Source organism: Bradyrhizobium diazoefficiens (genome assembly GCF_016616885.1).
Classification (GTDB): domain Bacteria; phylum Pseudomonadota; class Alphaproteobacteria; order Rhizobiales; family Xanthobacteraceae; genus Bradyrhizobium; species Bradyrhizobium diazoefficiens_F.
On the sequence record NZ_CP067102.1, the window covers coordinates 7,159,099 to 7,173,822 of the forward strand.

The window sequence follows — 14,724 nt, forward strand, 5'->3', positions numbered from 1 at the left end:
GCCAGGCTATGATCACGGATCAACAACGGATAAGTGTGAGGACGATCAGTTGACTCCGCTCGGGGCCCAGGCTGCGTGGGGATCCATCGTGGTGTACTGTTGCCAAAGAACAAACTCGAATCAGACAACTACATCTCCTATCGAGATTGCGTGAGCCACTGCCCGGGTATTCCCGACCAGTCTTAGTTGATGTGCCAGAGCGTCTGCTTGGGCAGGCGCGACACGGCCCCGGTCACTGCTGTCATGCCAAACGCAATTACCGCATATCAACATGCAACCGAGGTATGCCTTGGGCATTTGGCGATGCCCCGTCTCCGAAGTACCCCTGCGGCTGGCATTTCCGGCCTTAGTTGGCCATTCAATGGGCACCGCACCGCTGGGAGGCGAGCACGGCGGCCTATCAACGACTCTGCATCATTCCGCATGGGCGCCATATCCGCTGTCGCGCGCTAATCCGCCCGTAAAGCGACACACGCTTTTGTCCGAAAGCCGCTTCCTTGGTGCTACGCTTTGCCGGCGCGGCAGCTCTCTGGCGAGCGCTGGCTTTTCCTTGCTGATGCCCCATTCAATGGTCGCGAAGTCAGAATGCGGACCGGGTCGACGTCACCTATGGCCAAGTCCGTCGTCGCGCGTTGCCAAGCCCGATATTTTTGTTCCTCCTATAAATTAACGCGCGTCGCTCAGTCTCGCTGAGCGAACATGGACAGCGGATAGCAATACGTGGAGGAGCCGATGACTCGAGCGAATTTATATAGCCTCGCGCGCGTAGCGCTCGTCGGGCTTGCGACCTGCACGCTCGTCGGCACGCGCGCTCAGTCGGTGGATAAACCGGGCTGCAATGATGTCTCCAGCCTCAATCGGTTCACTGGGTCGGCGATCGTGATGTGCGAGCAGCGCAATTTTGCGGAATATACGTTGCCAACGGGCGGCGTCACGGAGTTCAGCGGAAACAAAGCGAGCTTCGAGCGCAAGGAAGATCTCGAGGGTCAGCTGACGCAAATTATCTATGCCGTGCCGCTAGGGGCGTCGTCAGTCGAGGTGTTCCGCAACTACAGGAATGACTTGGACCGGGCCGGTTTCAACATCCTGTTCGAAGCAAAGCAGGAGGAGACCAAGTATCTTGAACGTGTCTTCGAGAGCATGGGGCCTGGAGGTCAGCTGTTCGGCTACAGTCCTGAAGAGGCGCGCTATGCCGCGGCGGTGAAGGAGGATGGTGGTGACAAAAAGTATCTCGCGCTCTATGTCATCGAATTCCAGGACGGTTATGTTCCCGGCCTGTCTCCGAAAAAGGGACAAGTCTTCGTCCGTCTCGATGTGCTGAGGGTCGGCAAGCTGTCCAATCAAATGGTCGCAGTCTCCTCGACCGACATTGCCAAGGGTCTTGAGGCATCTGGCAAGGTCGCCCTCTACGGCATTCTATTCGAATTCAACAAGGCGACGATCAAGCCTGAGTCGCGACCTACTCTCGATGCAGTTGCGAAATTCCTCAAGGAGCATCCGACTCAAAACGTCGCTTTGACGGGCCATACTGACAATATCGGCGGCCTTGAGTTCAACATGCGGCTGTCACAGATGCGCGCAGAAGCGATAGCAATGGATCTTAGCCAGACTTACGGAATCGAAGCAGGCCGGATGGTTACAAAGGGATTTGGTTCGCAGGCCCCGGCAGATTCGAATGACACTGAGGATGGTCGTGCCAAGAACCGCCGGGTCGAACTAAGCATCCGCTAAGGGACCGATCTTCGGGCGGTCTGATTGATTTGCCCAGTCGGCCTGGCCGCTTAGATGATTCCCCCGATCTCGCGCTTGCTTCCGATGTACGGGCCGCGACATGGAGGCGATTCCACGACGTTAAAGTGCCGCTCCCCACAAGGATGTGATGCTTACCGATTCATTTCTCGGCAAGCTGACCATCAGAACGAGGCGCAGATGGTCGAGAGCGTCAGACCGACCGACTGCTGGTGAAAGCGTTGCATGTACGCATCTCTGAGCTGGGTCAGCCGCGATAACGTGTCCGAGGTCCCGGCAGCGACGATCCGCACCACGAAGGACCGCTCGTGCGTGATCCGCCCACTTGTCGCATCTCGCCACTGTCCGAGTGCGCTCAGCAACGTCAACCCCTCGGGAAAACGCGGTGTTATCTCTCGGCGGACGAACTCCGACCATCGCGCGTCTGATACGTGACGATGGCTGGAAATATCGCGTCCAAAGAAAAGCTCTGCCTGCAGCATCGGCGTGCCGTTAACCTGCTGGCAGGATGACGTAGAGATTTCGGCTTGGGATGCGGTGCAACCGATCAGGAATGCAAGCAAGCCGACAGCTCGGAGCAGCCCGCCCCTGACTAACGCAACAAAGCCGACGAAGTTGATTCGCACATCAGCAGGCGCGAGCGTGAAGTACAGCCTGACACTCATCACAATTCCGCCAGCAAAGCCCGCACGCCTGAACGCGATGGGGACAACAATAATGAGCAAATCATCCCGCACACTCCCGCAGTCGACCTCGTACTGGTGCCGCTGCTGTTTGAGCTCTAGTTGATTCACTCGGATCTCTGCTTGGGCAGAGGCGACAACGATTCGGACGTAGATGCCGTCCCACCCTAGCGCGGCGATCGGAGCCTTATTCAACAACCACGCTCGTATGACTCCTCTTGGCTGCGGGATGACTGTTCGGAGGGCGACCTTCAAGGCCGCCTTGGATATTAGGCACGGACAGACATGACGCGGCGCAGGACATACGCGACCTTGGTCAACAAACTTGAAGCAGCCTCCGCGCGCTCACCAAAAAGGGGCGATCTCTCGGGCCGCGGACCAGCCATAATCGAAAGGGTAAGCCATTGAAAAGCATTGCTGTCAGCCGTGCCGCGAAGCGGCGCGGATGTCTGAAGGCGTTGCACCGTAATGCCGGCGGAACGTGCGATTGAAGTAGGACAGATCGCCGAATCCCGATTCGAACGCGATCGTACCGATGGTGCTGTCGCTCCGGCCCGGATCGGTTAGAAGGCGATGCGCGCGCGCGAGGCGCTGACTGAGCACGAATTCCGAGAACGTCGAATCCACGCTTTCGAACAGTCTTTGGATGTAACGCGGCGTGAGCTTCAGCCGCGCCGCCACGGCGGGCAATGTCAGGTCGCCATAGCTGAGATGCTGGTTGATGTCGGCCTTGACAGCAGCGAGGCGCGCGGCCGCCAGTCCTCGGCCTTCCGCGGCGACCGTCCCATCCAGATTCGCGCCGATGACCAGAGACGCAAGGTCGGTCAAATGGCCGACAACCGCATCGAGCAGCCCGGGTGTCGCAAGCCGTTGGTCGTCCAGCTCCCTAATGTAGAATGCGAGCAACCGCAGGGCTTCCGTGTTGGCCGGCAACGCACGCATGAGCACCTGCTCGGGATCGGTGACCAGCGGCGCCAGCGCCTTGCGGGGCAGCCGAAGACCCCCGAAGCGGGTCTGCGACAACGAGACGGCCATGCTACCGGCCTCTGCGCCCGACATCAGCACGGCCTCGCCCGGGCCGAGCTTGACTTCCCGACCGAGCTGCGATGCGTTCATGTTGCCGCTTGTGGCGATCGTCAGAACCAAGTCGTCATTGCCATCGAGCAGCTCGCGCGGTCGTGCGGCCCGCAGATTGGTGCACGCCCAGGATCCGATGCCTAGCCCGGGCAGCTCACGGACGGTCACTTCGGCATGGAACGCGCCGTCGACCAGCGGCTCCGGTTCGAGTTTCAGGATCATCCGTCCGATCTGCTCCCGGAAAATCGCTAATCGGTCGCGCTCGCCCCAATCCGCGGTCGAGAAGCGAAAGCCGGTGATATCCCGAGGCTCCAATGTCATCAGCTCAATCCTCATAGCGGTGGGACAACATTCCGAGGAATACGGCCAGTGCGCCGATGACGCCGAGGGCGACGCAATGCGCAACAGTGGTGCGAAAATCGCTCCACATCCTCCCGCGAGCGGGTCAATTCCAGGCTAGACGTTTAGTGACCTGTCCGCCCGCCCGCTTGGACATGTGCGACAGTGCATTTGGACGAAAGCGACATGAGCGGCGGCAATCAATCTGTATGCGCGTTCATCAATTGGACGAGCGTTCCATCTTGGCCTGCGCTTGGTGACGCAGGCGAACCACGGCTGCAGCAGAGGTAGGTTGCCTGATCCGGCCGAGTCATAAGCTAGAAGCATTGGCGTCACATATATTTGTTGTCGCTGAACCGAGTCGCCCTGATGAACCAGACGCGGCAATTCGGCGACACCTGTCAACACGCCTGAGGTTTCTTCTGATGACATCGACCGCCCACGACGTTGCACTTTCCCGGTTCTCCTTAGAGGATTTTGCCGAGCAGGACCGGATGGCCGCATGGCATGATTTGTACGGTCGGCTGGTGCTGAAGGCCGACATTGCGCCGTTGCCGGATCATCCTCTACATGCGGACGTGACTGTACGGATGCTGCCCGGACTCTCCATCACGTCGGCCAGCATGTCGGCGTTCCGTTACGAGCGTGGCGCTGAACTGTTGGCGGACGGCAATGACGGGCTTGTCCTGGTGGTGAGTTCGCACGGCGCCAAGATGGTGCAGTGTGGACGCGAGGTCACGTGGAGCGCAGGTGACGGGCTATTGATCAGCTCGGCGGATCCGGTCACCATGGTTTCCCCCGTCCCGGCGAAGATTCTGTGTCTCCACGTTCCACGGCCGTTCCTGGCGCCGCTGGTCGGCAACGTCGATTGCGCCCTGATGCGACCCGTTGTTCGATCTACCGAAGCGCTGAAATTGCTAGTGAGCTATGTTGGGGCGCTACAGCAAGATTACGCGCTTGCTGCGCCTGAGCTACAGCACCACGTGACGGTGCATGTGCACGATCTAATTGCCTTGGCGCTAGGCGCGACGAGAGATGCCGCGGCTCTTGCCAATGGGCGGGGCATCCCCGCAGCCCGGCTGCGGGCCATCAAAGCCGATATCGTCGACCATCTCAATCACGGCACCCTCACGATTGCGGCCGTTGCACGGCGCCACGCCCTCAGCCCGCGCCAAGTGCAACGGATGTTTGAAGGTGACGGGATTACATTTTCACAATTCGTGCTGAGGCGGCGTCTCGCGCGGGCGCACCGATTGCTCGTCGATCCACGCCGCGCCGACCGGCCAGTGAGCGCGGTTGCCTTTGAGGTCGGCTTTAGCGACCTGTCCTATTTCAACCGCGCCTTTCGCCGGCAGTACGGGGCGACCCCTTCGGACGTGCGTGAATCGGCACGAAGAGTGCCAGTCACTGGCACTCCATCCAAAGCCCATGAGGGGCATTCAATCCGGACGCCCGCGCGGCGCAACGGCGTCTGCCGACCGGAATAGGACGACTATGCCGAGCATTTTGTCGTGAGGTTCTGGGAACAGCATCCGCTGGGCGAGAATCCTCATCGTGATGGCGTCGGCCCAGGCCGGGACAACATGTCGTTGACGTTCGTCTTTATGCCGTCGGGTGTGATGATGTCGCGGCTTCTGATCGGCCTTACACGGACCCAGCCACTTGCCCGTGACCATTATGGTCCTGTCGCCAATCACGCTCTGCGCCCCTGCCGGCATGGGCAAATCACCTTCGCGCTTCGAGTTGATCCTGGCTGTGTAGGCGTTGTCAAAACTGCCGGTGATCACGGTGTGCGTCGCGACGACGAAAGTGCCGAATTTGCAGACGGAATCCAGCGTGATGGCGTCACCGCTATTTTGCACATCGCGCTTGGCGCACGCCTCCTGCCTCACGTTGGTCAATTTCGATTGCAGCGCCCTGTCGGTCGCTGCATCGACGCACTGCTGCATCACGACCGGCACAACATTGCGGCCCTCGAGCGTCAGGGTCATGTCCCACAGACCAGGCTTACGGGCAGGAATTTCGGCGGCACCTGCCGTTGCGGCAAGGAGGAGGCTCGCGATGATGAGCGAAAGCGTACGATGGGGCTTCTGCTCAAAACCGCCAGGTTAAGTTGCTCTTGGCGCCGTGGTCGTGGGCGCCCGACCTGACCGGAATACGTGATGCCGATGCTGGCGTCGGCCGTGAGATCGACGCCCAAGCCCGTTTCGACCAACAGGCTGTCGCGTGCGATCGGCACGCCCGCCGCCGTAAACGGCGCGCCGCCGTCGCGGAATGTGAGCAGCGTCTGTGGCGTCAGGTCGCCGAAGGCGTGCCGCCAAGCGAGCGTGCCGGTCACTGTCAGCGGCTTATGGCCGGTCTGCGCCAGTGCGGTGGCCGCCCGCAGACCCAAGGTGGTGAAGGCGACGCCGAGCGTATCGTCGGTGCCGGTGAGCGCAGCCGCGCCGCCCGTCTCGGTGAAGCGGTTGCCGTCGAAGTGGACGTAGGCGAGGTCGGCAAACGGTTCGGCCGCGAGATAGCCAAGCGCAAAGGCGCGGCCGATTTCGCCGAATGCCTGGGCGGTGTGGGCGCCATAGCTCGCCTTGGTGGCGTCGAAAAAACCCGGGAAGGCGATCGTTCGGTTGCTGTCGATGTCATGCCAGGTGAACGCTGCTCCTCCGCGCAGGCCCCACGCGCCGAGCTGGCCGCCGCCATAGACAGCCAGGTGATAGTTGTTGACAGTGGCGGAGGAGCTCCGGTCGTCAACATGCAGCGACGACTGCGTATAGCCGCCGGCTAATGGGACGCTGATTGGCGCGTTCCTCTATCTCCGGTCAATTAGTGCCGCGCGGGGCCGATCTTGGATTTGGGGCGGGTTATTTTCTCTCGCTTGCTCGGCAGCGCTAGCTTGGCTGACGAAGAATGGCTTGAATTGGCTACGTATCGGCTGAGAGACCGGATTAAAGTTCCTTCGGACGCGAAACGCCGTACGCCCAACGTTCCCCGTACGCATCCTATCTCCGAAAACCTGAGAACGTTTCTATCGGTAACGCTCGTAGGAAGGAGCACGTAATCAAGTACGGAGCTGTTGTTCTCCCCCAGCCTGATGGCAACAATCAATCCGCTGGCAAGGTGGCGACGTTGTACCACCCAGAAGGGACAGTGGACGCCACACACGACGCTGTTCGATGATCCTCTTCACCTTGAAGAAGGTATCGTGATCCACAATCGGGTCGATACACCCTTCACTCCTTATCCAACTTTCGGGAGCGTTATCTACGGCTTCTCCGCCGAGCTTCCTCGAAGTGCGATTGTAGACAATGTTCCCAATGTATTTCTCGTTCATATCTAGTTGCGGGGCAACGAGTTCTTCGAACAGAAAGCTTGACCTGGATTCTCGCAGCAGGACTGAATTTGTCGACCGATGCGGCGTAAATCTCGCCCCACGCAGCGGGCGACCCTGTAAATCCGGGCGGCATTCGCTTCCAGCCGAGATGTGCTGCGGCATAGCCGACCTCGAAAGTCACGTTCGGGTTGGGACAGGGCCGAGCCTTGATTTCCTCCGGTGCCAGCGGTGTGACGGTCGTCACGTCACCAACGAAGATGTCCGCGGCCTCGATTTTCTCAAGGATCGAACGCGGCACATTGTCCGCACCCATCATGTCGCGGGTCGCCTCATCAAGTTTCAGCGTGAGTTCCGGCTGTTCGTGCTCGATCCGGGCGGCGGCTGCAACTAATGCCTGACGGATAGCATTTCGATTGGTGCCGGCAGGAGAATCACTTTGCCAAGCATAGAAAACGGCGTGTTCAGTCTTGCTCAAATGCTCGCTCTTTGTCGGGCGCGTCAGCTGGAAATGTCTGCATCTGAGCGGAAGTCAAGGTTTCTAGCAACATAGCGCTCGACTATCTGGGCCGACTTTCGCGGCGGCCTAAGTACGGGTTGATTTAGTAAGGACCAATCGGCGTGAGTCGCCCCGCCGCTAGTTACACCACGCCCGGGGACACGACCCGTGACCAGATCAAGGTGAATCCCTTCACCAGAGAGGGCACCGGGATCGAGCCTGACAGAAAGATAGACCCGATCGCTGTCATGGGCGTTCTTCTTCCGGGCCGCGCCGAACTCGGTTGCACCGCCGAAGGTGCGGAAGCCTTCGCTTGCGGCCGTAATTCGCGGTACACATCCGCGCATTGAACGAATAGAGCGCGGTCAACCAGCCGCGAGCGCTTCGCGTACCTTCGAGACGAATTGCATATCGTTGTGGATGTCACTGCCGTTCAAATCGCGAAGGAAGTAGCCCCCGCGCGTGCGCGATAGCCTGCGCGAGCGGATCACGCCCCAGCGCGTCCGAGGCACTGAACTCTAGCCGGCGATGGAAGCGAGAATAAGCTGCGGCTGGGCCGCCGACGCTTATTCAACGGATATTCGACGACTTCTCCAAAACGGATCTAAGTCATTGAAATTTATGGCGCGCCACCCAGAACAAAACTGCGAACTTTTATACGATTGAAATTGCTGCCTAATTCCAGAAGCATGAAGTGCAGATGGAGTGAGGCAAGGGAGCCGGCAGCACGCCGTGCCCCCTATCCGATCGATCCTGTCATGAAGGCGCCGAAGCTCACCGACAGCGCGCCGGCATCCTCGGCGACAACACGGCCAAGCTGCTCAAGATCAGCCTCCGCTGATGCTACGCCGACGTGACGACGCTGGCCCCCAGCAGCTCCGGGCGTCGTACCCTCGGATGACCGCCGTCGCACCGTGCTGCACAAGCGAGAGTGTGGACCATCCTCGATCTATTTCGCAGCTGCCAGCCAGGCAGCCTGCGACCCCGTGGCTGTTCGCCGAGCGGAACAGTTCGGCGTCGGAGGCGTTTTTTGCACTGAAGATTTTTGCACTGAAGAAACGCCTTGGGAGGGACGCATGTGCTGACGCGAAACGACCGAACTGCGTCCGCGCTTGAGTGTCCCGCGTGCAGTCGGGCGACGCCGCATCGGTTTCTTTACGTTAAGAACGGTTGCCACATCTTTCAATGTTGTGACTGCGGACTCGGACGCACCGAGGCATCGAGCTTCGATCCCCTCGCCTATTATGACGATGGCTACTTTTCCGGCCGTCAGTCCGACGGCTACGCCGACTATCGCGGCGCCGAACCCGTGCTACGGAGCGAGTTCGCCCGCACGGTGGAGTTCATCCAGCGCCGCAAGCCACAGGGCTATTTGCTCGAGATCGGCTGCGCCTACGGCTTTTTTCTCGATGAAGCGCGCCGCGCCGGATTTGAGGTGAGCGGCATCGAGCCGGCGGAGGCGGCTGCTGCCCATGCCGGCGATCTCGGCTTGAACGTCGTCTGCGGCCTGCTGAGCGAAGCGACTCTCAACTCGTTTGGCACTCTGGATGTCATCGTCCTCCTCGACGTCATCGAGCACCTGCCCGACCCGCAGGAAGCCCTCGCGCTGTTCGCGGACCATCTCCGGCCGGACGGAATCATCGTGCTGACGACCGGAGATTTCGGTTCCTTGGCCGCGCGGTCGACCGGTGCGCACTGGCGCCTGATGACGCCTCCGCAGCACCTGTGGTTCTTCAACCGCGACAGCATTGCGTCTCTGGCCCACTCGGTCGGCCTTCGCGTCGAGAGTTCCGATCGCCCTTGGAAATTCGTGCCGTTCTCGCTGATCGCCTTCCAGCTCGGTCGCATGCTCGGCCGCAAGATCGCGGCCGGCCCCACCGGCAACCGGTTCGCCATTCCGGTGAACCTGTTCGACGCGATGCGCGTGGTCTTGAGCAAGGCGCCCCCATCTCCGGATAGGAGCGTCCCATGACAGAGCGCCTCGGCGAGATCGCATTGGTGAGCAACTGCATGGCCGGCATAGCGACGGGCCGGCTCCTGATTGCAGAGGCCTTGTGCCTGTTGTGGGGAGATGAGACATGACCGGCCGGATCCGCAATCCCTGGGTCGTTGTCGCGGCGTACAATGAAGCGCCGGTGGTGGGCAGCGTCGTGTCCGCCATTCGCCGCGCCGGCTACGCGGTCGTCGTGGTCGATGACGGCTCCGGCGACCGCACTTGCGACGTCGCGTTACTCGCAGGTGCGCTCGTTGTCCGGCATCCGATCAATCTCGGACAGGGCGCCGCGCTGCAGACCGGCATCGACTACGCCCTCGAGCAGCGTGCGGATGCGCTTGTCACGTTCGACGCCGACGGCCAGCATTCTCCCGCGTCCATCACGGCGCTGCTCGCGGCGCTCGAGCAGCCTGGCATCGATTTCGCGCTCGGCAGCCGCTTTCTTACCGGCGCGACCGCAAATCTGCCGGCTTCGCGCCGCGTCCTGCTCGGCGCCGCGCTCCGGTTCACGCGCGCGAGCACCGGACTGCCGGTCACCGATACCCACAATGGCCTGCGGGCGATGACAGCGCGCGGCGCCCGCGCGATCTCCCTGCGACAAAATCGAATGGCGCACGCGTCGGAGATCCTGCACCAGATCGCGCAGAGCCGCCTGCGCTTTGTCGAGGTGCCGGTGAACATCGAGTACAGCGCGTATTCGTTGGGCAAAGGTCAACGCATCAGCGATGCGCTGACCATCCTGATCGATCTGTTTGCGCGGAGGCTCTACCGATGATCGCGCAGCTGTTGCTGACGGCCTTTCTGGCGCTGGTTCTGGTTTACGCCTGGTCGATGCATCGGACGGTGCCGATCATCGGCCTGCTCGCGAGCGGCGCTGCGCTCGCCGGCCTCTACTTCGTCTGGGTGCCGGAGCATGCCAACGCGCTTGCGGCCTTCGCGGGAATCGGCCGCGGCTCCGACCTCATCGTCTACACCTGGGTCGTGATCAGCCTCCTCGTCATGCTCAACTTGCATCTCAAGCTGCGGCTCCAGCTCGATATGATCACGCGCCTGACGCGCGCCGTGGCGATCGATCGCGCCAGGGAGAGCCGGCGTGAGGCGGGCCCTCCGCGAAAACGTCGCCCGGCCATGCTGGGTCGAAAGGCCGAAGCGCCGCCGACCAAGTTGCAGGCGAAGAAGTAGATGCCGTTGCCAAGTCGCGCCAGAAACTTAGTGTGTCACTCGCCGCCCCCGCGACGATTGGCGTAGATCTGGGCGAACGGGCGGCCAAATCGCGTGACCTCATCAACCAGTACGGCCGTCGTGCCGTCGGCACATGGCCAGCGCTCGGTGGCGATCAGGTAGTCGGCCTTGTCCAGATCGGTTTCGACAATCCAGTTGCGATGGAACATCACGCCGGCCAGCGTCTCGCGCCAGCCCAGGCAGACCAGCACGCGCGGTGGATCGCCCGCGAACCGGCCTTCAGCGTCAAGTCGATGCTCGAGGCGGCGCAGCGCCTCGGGAGCCGCCATGCTCCAATAATCGAGGTCGAACCGACCGTAAGCGCCGGCGACGCCACCTGCGAGACTGTTCATTGCGATATATTCGAGCGGATGCAGGATGACGAGCATCGCCACGAGGATGGCGGCGTGCGCGCCCCCGACGGCTGCGGGCACAATCCAGCGGCGCCGCAACAAGGGCAGGAGTCTCGTCAGCCCGCGCGCGGCAACGATGGCGAGCATTGGAATCACGAACAATACGTGGCGGACACCGTCATAGAGCGTCCAGCCTTGCAGCATGAGCAACCCGATCGGCCCGAGCGCCGCCACACTGACGACCAGCACCGCGCGCGATCCTGCGAGTTCGGCCGCGACCGGTCGCAATCCAGAGCCTTTTCCGTTCCGATGGAATCGGAACGGGGCTCTAGATTCTTGTTTTGACGCGTTTTCTTCACGCGAACCGGTATCCGCTTCGCTCGAAAACGTTCTAGCGACGCCGGACCGACGCAGGGCACCAAAGACGGCGCGGGTCCACGCCCCTGCGGCACCGATCCAGACCGCCATGCCAAGCAACAGCAACGCCAAAAACCCCTCGGGCAAACGCGCCAGGAGTTGTCCGGGGATATACCAGGCGGGCAGCTTGTCGGTGGACGTGCGCAGGCCCCAGTTCTGGAATTCGAAAGAGGTGTCGAGCGTAGCAAAATGCCGATAGGCCTCGACGTATTGAGTGAGCGGATTTCCGATCTGCAACCACGGCCAGAGCGCAATCGCCGTCAGCCAGGCCATGAGGATGGCGAGCAGCGTATGCAAGGCGATCTGGCGCAATTGACCATAGCCCGCGCGGCCATGGCACAGCAGCACCTCGAGCGCGCACAGGCTCATGCCGCCGACGAGGTAGGCGTGCGTGATCACCCCGCCGGTGCGCGTCGCAATTGCGAGGCCAGTGGCAAGGCCCGTCGCAAGGGTCAGACGCCAGCTCGGCACGTCCTGCTGCACCATCAGGACGATCGAGAGCGTCGACCAACTCATGGCGAAGAGGAACGGTACGTCGATCGTGGCGAAGAACAGGTTGCCGTACAGGTAGCCGGTCAGCAGGCACAGGACGAGCGCCGTCAAGCCAGCCCAGGATCCGACCGTGAGCCGTGCGATCGGCACGACGGCTGCGAGCCCAGCGAGGCCGAACAGGAAGGTTATGGCGTGCCGGACCGTGATCGGGTTCGCGAGCCCAAGCGCCTGCACGGCCGCGATGAGCATCTGCAACCACGGGCCATACATCCACAGATACTCTTCAACCGTCTCGAACTGAGACCGGTCCGTAAAGGCGCTCGTGTACCACGCAAGCGCCTTTGGTCCGTAGTCGTCGGTGTTGAATTCGTCGGTCGACAGCCCGTAATCGGCGGCGGTCGCAAGCCCGATGACCAAGGCCACACCCAGCACAAGGAGCACGAGCAACGTCTCGGCATGGCGAGCAGCAAATGCGAGGCCGAGCTTCGGCCTCGTGAACCCAAAGCTGTCGTCATCCACCGGTTCAAGCGCCATACGCTGACGATTCCGCCCTCGGTCGACACCGCCGCCTCCTGAATCACATCAGGCGACCCCCAGCCCACCTGCAAGTGTTGTCCTTGGCACGGGCTTTGATAACACGCTTGAAGGGAACTCTGTTCCGAAGTTTCAAATCAGCCCGCGGGCCGTTTCCACGGTGGCGTATGATCGCGAGAGGAATCGGCAATCGATGCTCATCCAGAGAAGTTGCGCAGCATTGCCCGCAGGAGCGGACACTCTGTAACCGCTCATTATTCAAATTGAGCCGCCAAGTTACAAAACTTCGCTGATGCAGTCGGCGGTGAGCAAGTTAGCGGGCGGCATAGCGCTACCTGACGGGGGCATCGTGGAATGTCGCAGGATCTCGCGGAATGTCGCAGCATGGCGCTCCCTAGGGGAATCGAACCCCTGTTTCAGCCTTGAGAGGGCCGCGTCCTAACCGCTAGACGAAGGGAGCGTGAGGGCTAGCCAATAACCTCGAAATTTGTCCGCCGCAAGGACTGAACCTGCCTTTTATGGCTCATTGGCAAATTTCAGCTTTCCGGCCGGCCTGAGCGTGTGCGCATCGAAGGTGCGGATCTCGATGACGCCGCCGATATCCAGCGTGACGACCAGGCGGTCGCCGGCCGCGCCGGTCGAGACGATTTTGGCGCCCTTCGGCAGGGTGGCGGTGACGTCGCCCACGAGCCCGGCCGCCCTTCCCTCCGACTTGAAAAGGCGGTAGCCCACCGCGATCAGGACGGCGCAGATGGCCAGCGCCGAGGTCAACCCCGCGATCAGCATCATCCGTCGCACCCGCGCAAACAGCGCGGCCTGCTCGGGGGTCGGTTCGGGAACAGCGGTATCAGGCGTCGTCATGGATAGCTCAGGCTCAGCGCAACGGTTGGAGGTCACGGTCGAAGGCGACGAGGGCTCGACCCGGCTCGACCGCGTGCTGGCGGCGCGCCTTCCCGACCTGTCGCGATCAAGGCTCAAAACCCTGATTCTGGCGGGCGCGGTGAGCCTGAAGGCCTCCGCGGTCCGCGACCCCGCTTATCACGTCGCATCCGGCGATACGATCACAATCGACGTGCCGGAGGCGGCCCCGCCGGAGCCCAAGGGCGAGGATATCGGCCTCGATATCGTGTTCGAGGACGACGACATCATCATCATCAACAAGCCCAGGGGGCTGGTGGTGCACCCCGCGGCCGGCCACGAGTCCGGCACGCTGGTCAACGCGCTGATCGCCCATTGCGGCACCTCGCTGTCGGGCATCGGCGGAGTGCGCCGGCCCGGCATCGTGCACCGGCTGGACAAGGACACGACCGGGTTGATGGTGGTCGCCAAGAACGACCTCGCGCACGCCTCGCTCACCGCCCAATTCGCCGACCACGGCCGCACCGGACCGATGCGGCGCGGCTATATGGCGTTCGCCTGGGGGCTGCCGGGCCGGCATCGCGGCACGGTGGATGCGCCGATCGATCGCCATCCGCATGCACGGGAGAAGATGGCGGTGCGCCAGGGCGGCCGCGAGGCGGTGACGCATTGGGAGCTGCTCGAGAGTTTTGCCGGCCGCGACGGCAAGCCGATCGCGGCACTGCTGGCCTGCGAGCTCGAGACCGGGCGCACCCACCAGATCCGCGTCCACCTCGCCCATATCGGCCACCCCCTGATGGGCGATGCGGTCTATGGCCCGCATTTCAAGACCAAGGCGAACCAGCTCGCCCCCGAGGCGCAGGCCGCTTTAACGGCGCTTGGACGGCAGGCCCTGCATGCTTATCTGCTGGTATTGGAGCACCCCAGGACCGGAGAACTTCTTCACTGGGAGACGGGCCTGCCGGAGGATTTGCTTCTCCTTGAAAGCGCCCTGAAAGCGGCGCTATGACGCAGGGGCTTTGAGAAAACCCTTACCTTACAAAAAGTTATAGCTGCCACACGGGGACGTGACGTCAGCAATCCTTCCCTTTTTGACCCCCGATGGGGTATATTGCGCCTGCGTTGGAAATGACCAACGTGGAACATCGCAGCTACGGCCGGCTTTAACCAAGCGGTCGTCTGCCTGG

Annotated in this window: 14 protein-coding genes and 1 tRNA gene; 6 read left to right on the forward strand and 9 right to left on the reverse strand. The window is 61.8% G+C overall.

Annotation, left to right across the window (positions count from 1 at the left end; translation table 11 throughout):
• Window positions 1-732: 732 nt before the first annotated feature.
• Window positions 733-1,731, forward strand: a complete 999-nt coding sequence (locus JJC00_RS33265) for an OmpA family protein (RefSeq protein WP_200469989.1) — start codon at window positions 733-735, stop codon at window positions 1,729-1,731.
• Window positions 1,732-1,913: 182 nt separating this feature from the next.
• Here the strand turns inward: JJC00_RS33265 and JJC00_RS33270 are convergent, their stop codons facing one another.
• Both JJC00_RS33270 and JJC00_RS33275 read right to left on the reverse strand, forming a co-directional pair.
• On the reverse strand, window positions 1,914-2,627 hold the full coding sequence (locus JJC00_RS33270) for a DUF3574 domain-containing protein (RefSeq protein WP_200469990.1): 714 nt from the start codon (window positions 2,625-2,627) through the stop codon (window positions 1,914-1,916).
• 225 nt (window positions 2,628-2,852) lie between these two features.
• Complete coding sequence (locus tag JJC00_RS33275; RefSeq protein WP_200469991.1) at window positions 2,853-3,845, reverse strand: AraC family transcriptional regulator; 993 nt, start codon at window positions 3,843-3,845, stop codon at window positions 2,853-2,855.
• 428 nt (window positions 3,846-4,273) lie between these two features.
• Here JJC00_RS33275 and JJC00_RS33280 point away from each other — a divergent pair, with 428 nt between their 5' ends.
• Window positions 4,274-5,335 (forward strand): helix-turn-helix domain-containing protein, encoded by a 1,062-nt coding sequence (locus tag JJC00_RS33280; protein ID WP_200469992.1) that lies wholly within the window; start codon window positions 4,274-4,276, stop codon window positions 5,333-5,335.
• On the opposite strand, the gene JJC00_RS33285 is transcribed toward JJC00_RS33280, so the two are convergent.
• The 4 genes from JJC00_RS33285 to JJC00_RS33300 all read right to left on the reverse strand — a co-directional run bounded on the left by JJC00_RS33285 (window position 5,288) and on the right by JJC00_RS33300 (window position 7,648).
• Window positions 5,288-5,839 (reverse strand): DUF3617 domain-containing protein, encoded by a 552-nt coding sequence (locus JJC00_RS33285; RefSeq protein ID WP_200469993.1) that lies wholly within the window; start codon window positions 5,837-5,839, stop codon window positions 5,288-5,290. The two genes, JJC00_RS33280 and JJC00_RS33285, sit on opposite strands and share 48 nt — an antisense overlap.
• Window positions 5,836-6,639 (reverse strand): autotransporter outer membrane beta-barrel domain-containing protein, encoded by an 804-nt coding sequence (locus JJC00_RS39050; protein WP_200474314.1) that lies wholly within the window; start codon window positions 6,637-6,639, stop codon window positions 5,836-5,838. Before JJC00_RS39050 ends, JJC00_RS33285 begins: the two co-directional genes overlap by 4 nt.
• A 261-nt stretch (window positions 6,640-6,900) precedes the next feature.
• Complete coding sequence (locus tag JJC00_RS39055; RefSeq protein WP_200469994.1) at window positions 6,901-7,173, reverse strand: recombinase family protein; 273 nt, start codon at window positions 7,171-7,173, stop codon at window positions 6,901-6,903.
• The gene (locus JJC00_RS33300; protein WP_200469995.1) at window positions 7,100-7,648 is read right to left on the reverse strand and encodes a hypothetical protein; all 549 of its coding nucleotides are present in this window, start codon (window positions 7,646-7,648) and stop codon (window positions 7,100-7,102) included. The genes JJC00_RS39055 and JJC00_RS33300 overlap by 74 nt, the downstream gene beginning before the upstream one ends.
• A 1,393-nt stretch (window positions 7,649-9,041) precedes the next feature.
• On the opposite strand from JJC00_RS33300, the gene JJC00_RS33305 reads away from it, so the two are divergent.
• The 3 genes from JJC00_RS33305 (at window position 9,042) to JJC00_RS33315 (ending at window position 10,844) form a co-directional block, all read left to right on the forward strand.
• Window positions 9,042-9,641, forward strand: coding sequence for a class I SAM-dependent methyltransferase (locus JJC00_RS33305; protein ID WP_246774012.1), 600 nt, complete (start codon window positions 9,042-9,044; stop codon window positions 9,639-9,641).
• Window positions 9,642-9,747: 106 nt separating this feature from the next.
• Window positions 9,748-10,437: a glycosyltransferase family 2 protein gene (locus JJC00_RS33310; protein ID WP_200469997.1), complete on the forward strand. Its 690-nt coding sequence runs from the start codon at window positions 9,748-9,750 to the stop codon at window positions 10,435-10,437.
• Complete coding sequence (locus JJC00_RS33315; RefSeq protein WP_200469998.1) at window positions 10,434-10,844, forward strand: DUF2304 domain-containing protein; 411 nt, start codon at window positions 10,434-10,436, stop codon at window positions 10,842-10,844. Before JJC00_RS33310 ends, JJC00_RS33315 begins: the two co-directional genes overlap by 4 nt.
• Window positions 10,845-10,879: 35 nt before the next feature.
• Here JJC00_RS33315 and JJC00_RS33320 read toward each other — a convergent pair whose 3' ends face one another.
• From JJC00_RS33320 to JJC00_RS33330, 3 genes are all read right to left on the reverse strand, one after another.
• Window positions 10,880-12,679 (reverse strand): ArnT family glycosyltransferase, encoded by a 1,800-nt coding sequence (locus JJC00_RS33320; protein ID WP_200469999.1) that lies wholly within the window; start codon window positions 12,677-12,679, stop codon window positions 10,880-10,882.
• 385 nt (window positions 12,680-13,064) lie between these two features.
• Window positions 13,065-13,139: transfer RNA gene (locus JJC00_RS33325), tRNA-Glu, on the reverse strand.
• Between the two features lie 56 nt (window positions 13,140-13,195).
• The gene (locus JJC00_RS33330; RefSeq protein WP_200470000.1) at window positions 13,196-13,540 is read right to left on the reverse strand and encodes a hypothetical protein; all 345 of its coding nucleotides are present in this window, start codon (window positions 13,538-13,540) and stop codon (window positions 13,196-13,198) included.
• On the opposite strand from JJC00_RS33330, the gene JJC00_RS33335 reads away from it, so the two are divergent.
• Window positions 13,539-14,546 (forward strand): RluA family pseudouridine synthase, encoded by a 1,008-nt coding sequence (locus tag JJC00_RS33335; protein ID WP_200470001.1) that lies wholly within the window; start codon window positions 13,539-13,541, stop codon window positions 14,544-14,546. The genes JJC00_RS33330 and JJC00_RS33335 overlap by 2 nt on opposite strands.
• Window positions 14,547-14,724: the final 178 nt, after the last annotated feature.

What these genes read in the sequence shown, in the direction of transcription:
- JJC00_RS33265 (WP_200469989.1), top strand. Translation starts at nt 733, where the DNA reads ATGACTCGAGCGAATTTATATAGCCTCGCGCGCGTAGCGCTCGTCGGG.
- JJC00_RS33275 (WP_200469991.1), bottom strand. Translation starts at nt 3,845, where the DNA reads ATGAGGATTGAGCTGATGACATTGGAGCCTCGGGATATCACCGGCTTT.
- JJC00_RS33280 (WP_200469992.1), top strand. Translation starts at nt 4,274, where the DNA reads ATGACATCGACCGCCCACGACGTTGCACTTTCCCGGTTCTCCTTAGAG.
- JJC00_RS33285 (WP_200469993.1), bottom strand. Translation starts at nt 5,839, where the DNA reads ATGACCCTGACGCTCGAGGGCCGCAATGTTGTGCCGGTCGTGATGCAG.
- JJC00_RS39055 (WP_200469994.1), bottom strand. Translation starts at nt 7,173, where the DNA reads ATGAACGAGAAATACATTGGGAACATTGTCTACAATCGCACTTCGAGG.
- JJC00_RS33310 (WP_200469997.1), top strand. Translation starts at nt 9,748, where the DNA reads ATGACCGGCCGGATCCGCAATCCCTGGGTCGTTGTCGCGGCGTACAAT.
- JJC00_RS33315 (WP_200469998.1), top strand. Translation starts at nt 10,434, where the DNA reads ATGATCGCGCAGCTGTTGCTGACGGCCTTTCTGGCGCTGGTTCTGGTT.
- JJC00_RS33320 (WP_200469999.1), bottom strand. Translation starts at nt 12,679, where the DNA reads ATGGCGCTTGAACCGGTGGATGACGACAGCTTTGGGTTCACGAGGCCG.
- JJC00_RS33335 (WP_200470001.1), top strand. Translation starts at nt 13,539, where the DNA reads ATGGATAGCTCAGGCTCAGCGCAACGGTTGGAGGTCACGGTCGAAGGC.
- JJC00_RS33330 (WP_200470000.1), bottom strand. Translation starts at nt 13,540, where the DNA reads ATGACGACGCCTGATACCGCTGTTCCCGAACCGACCCCCGAGCAGGCC.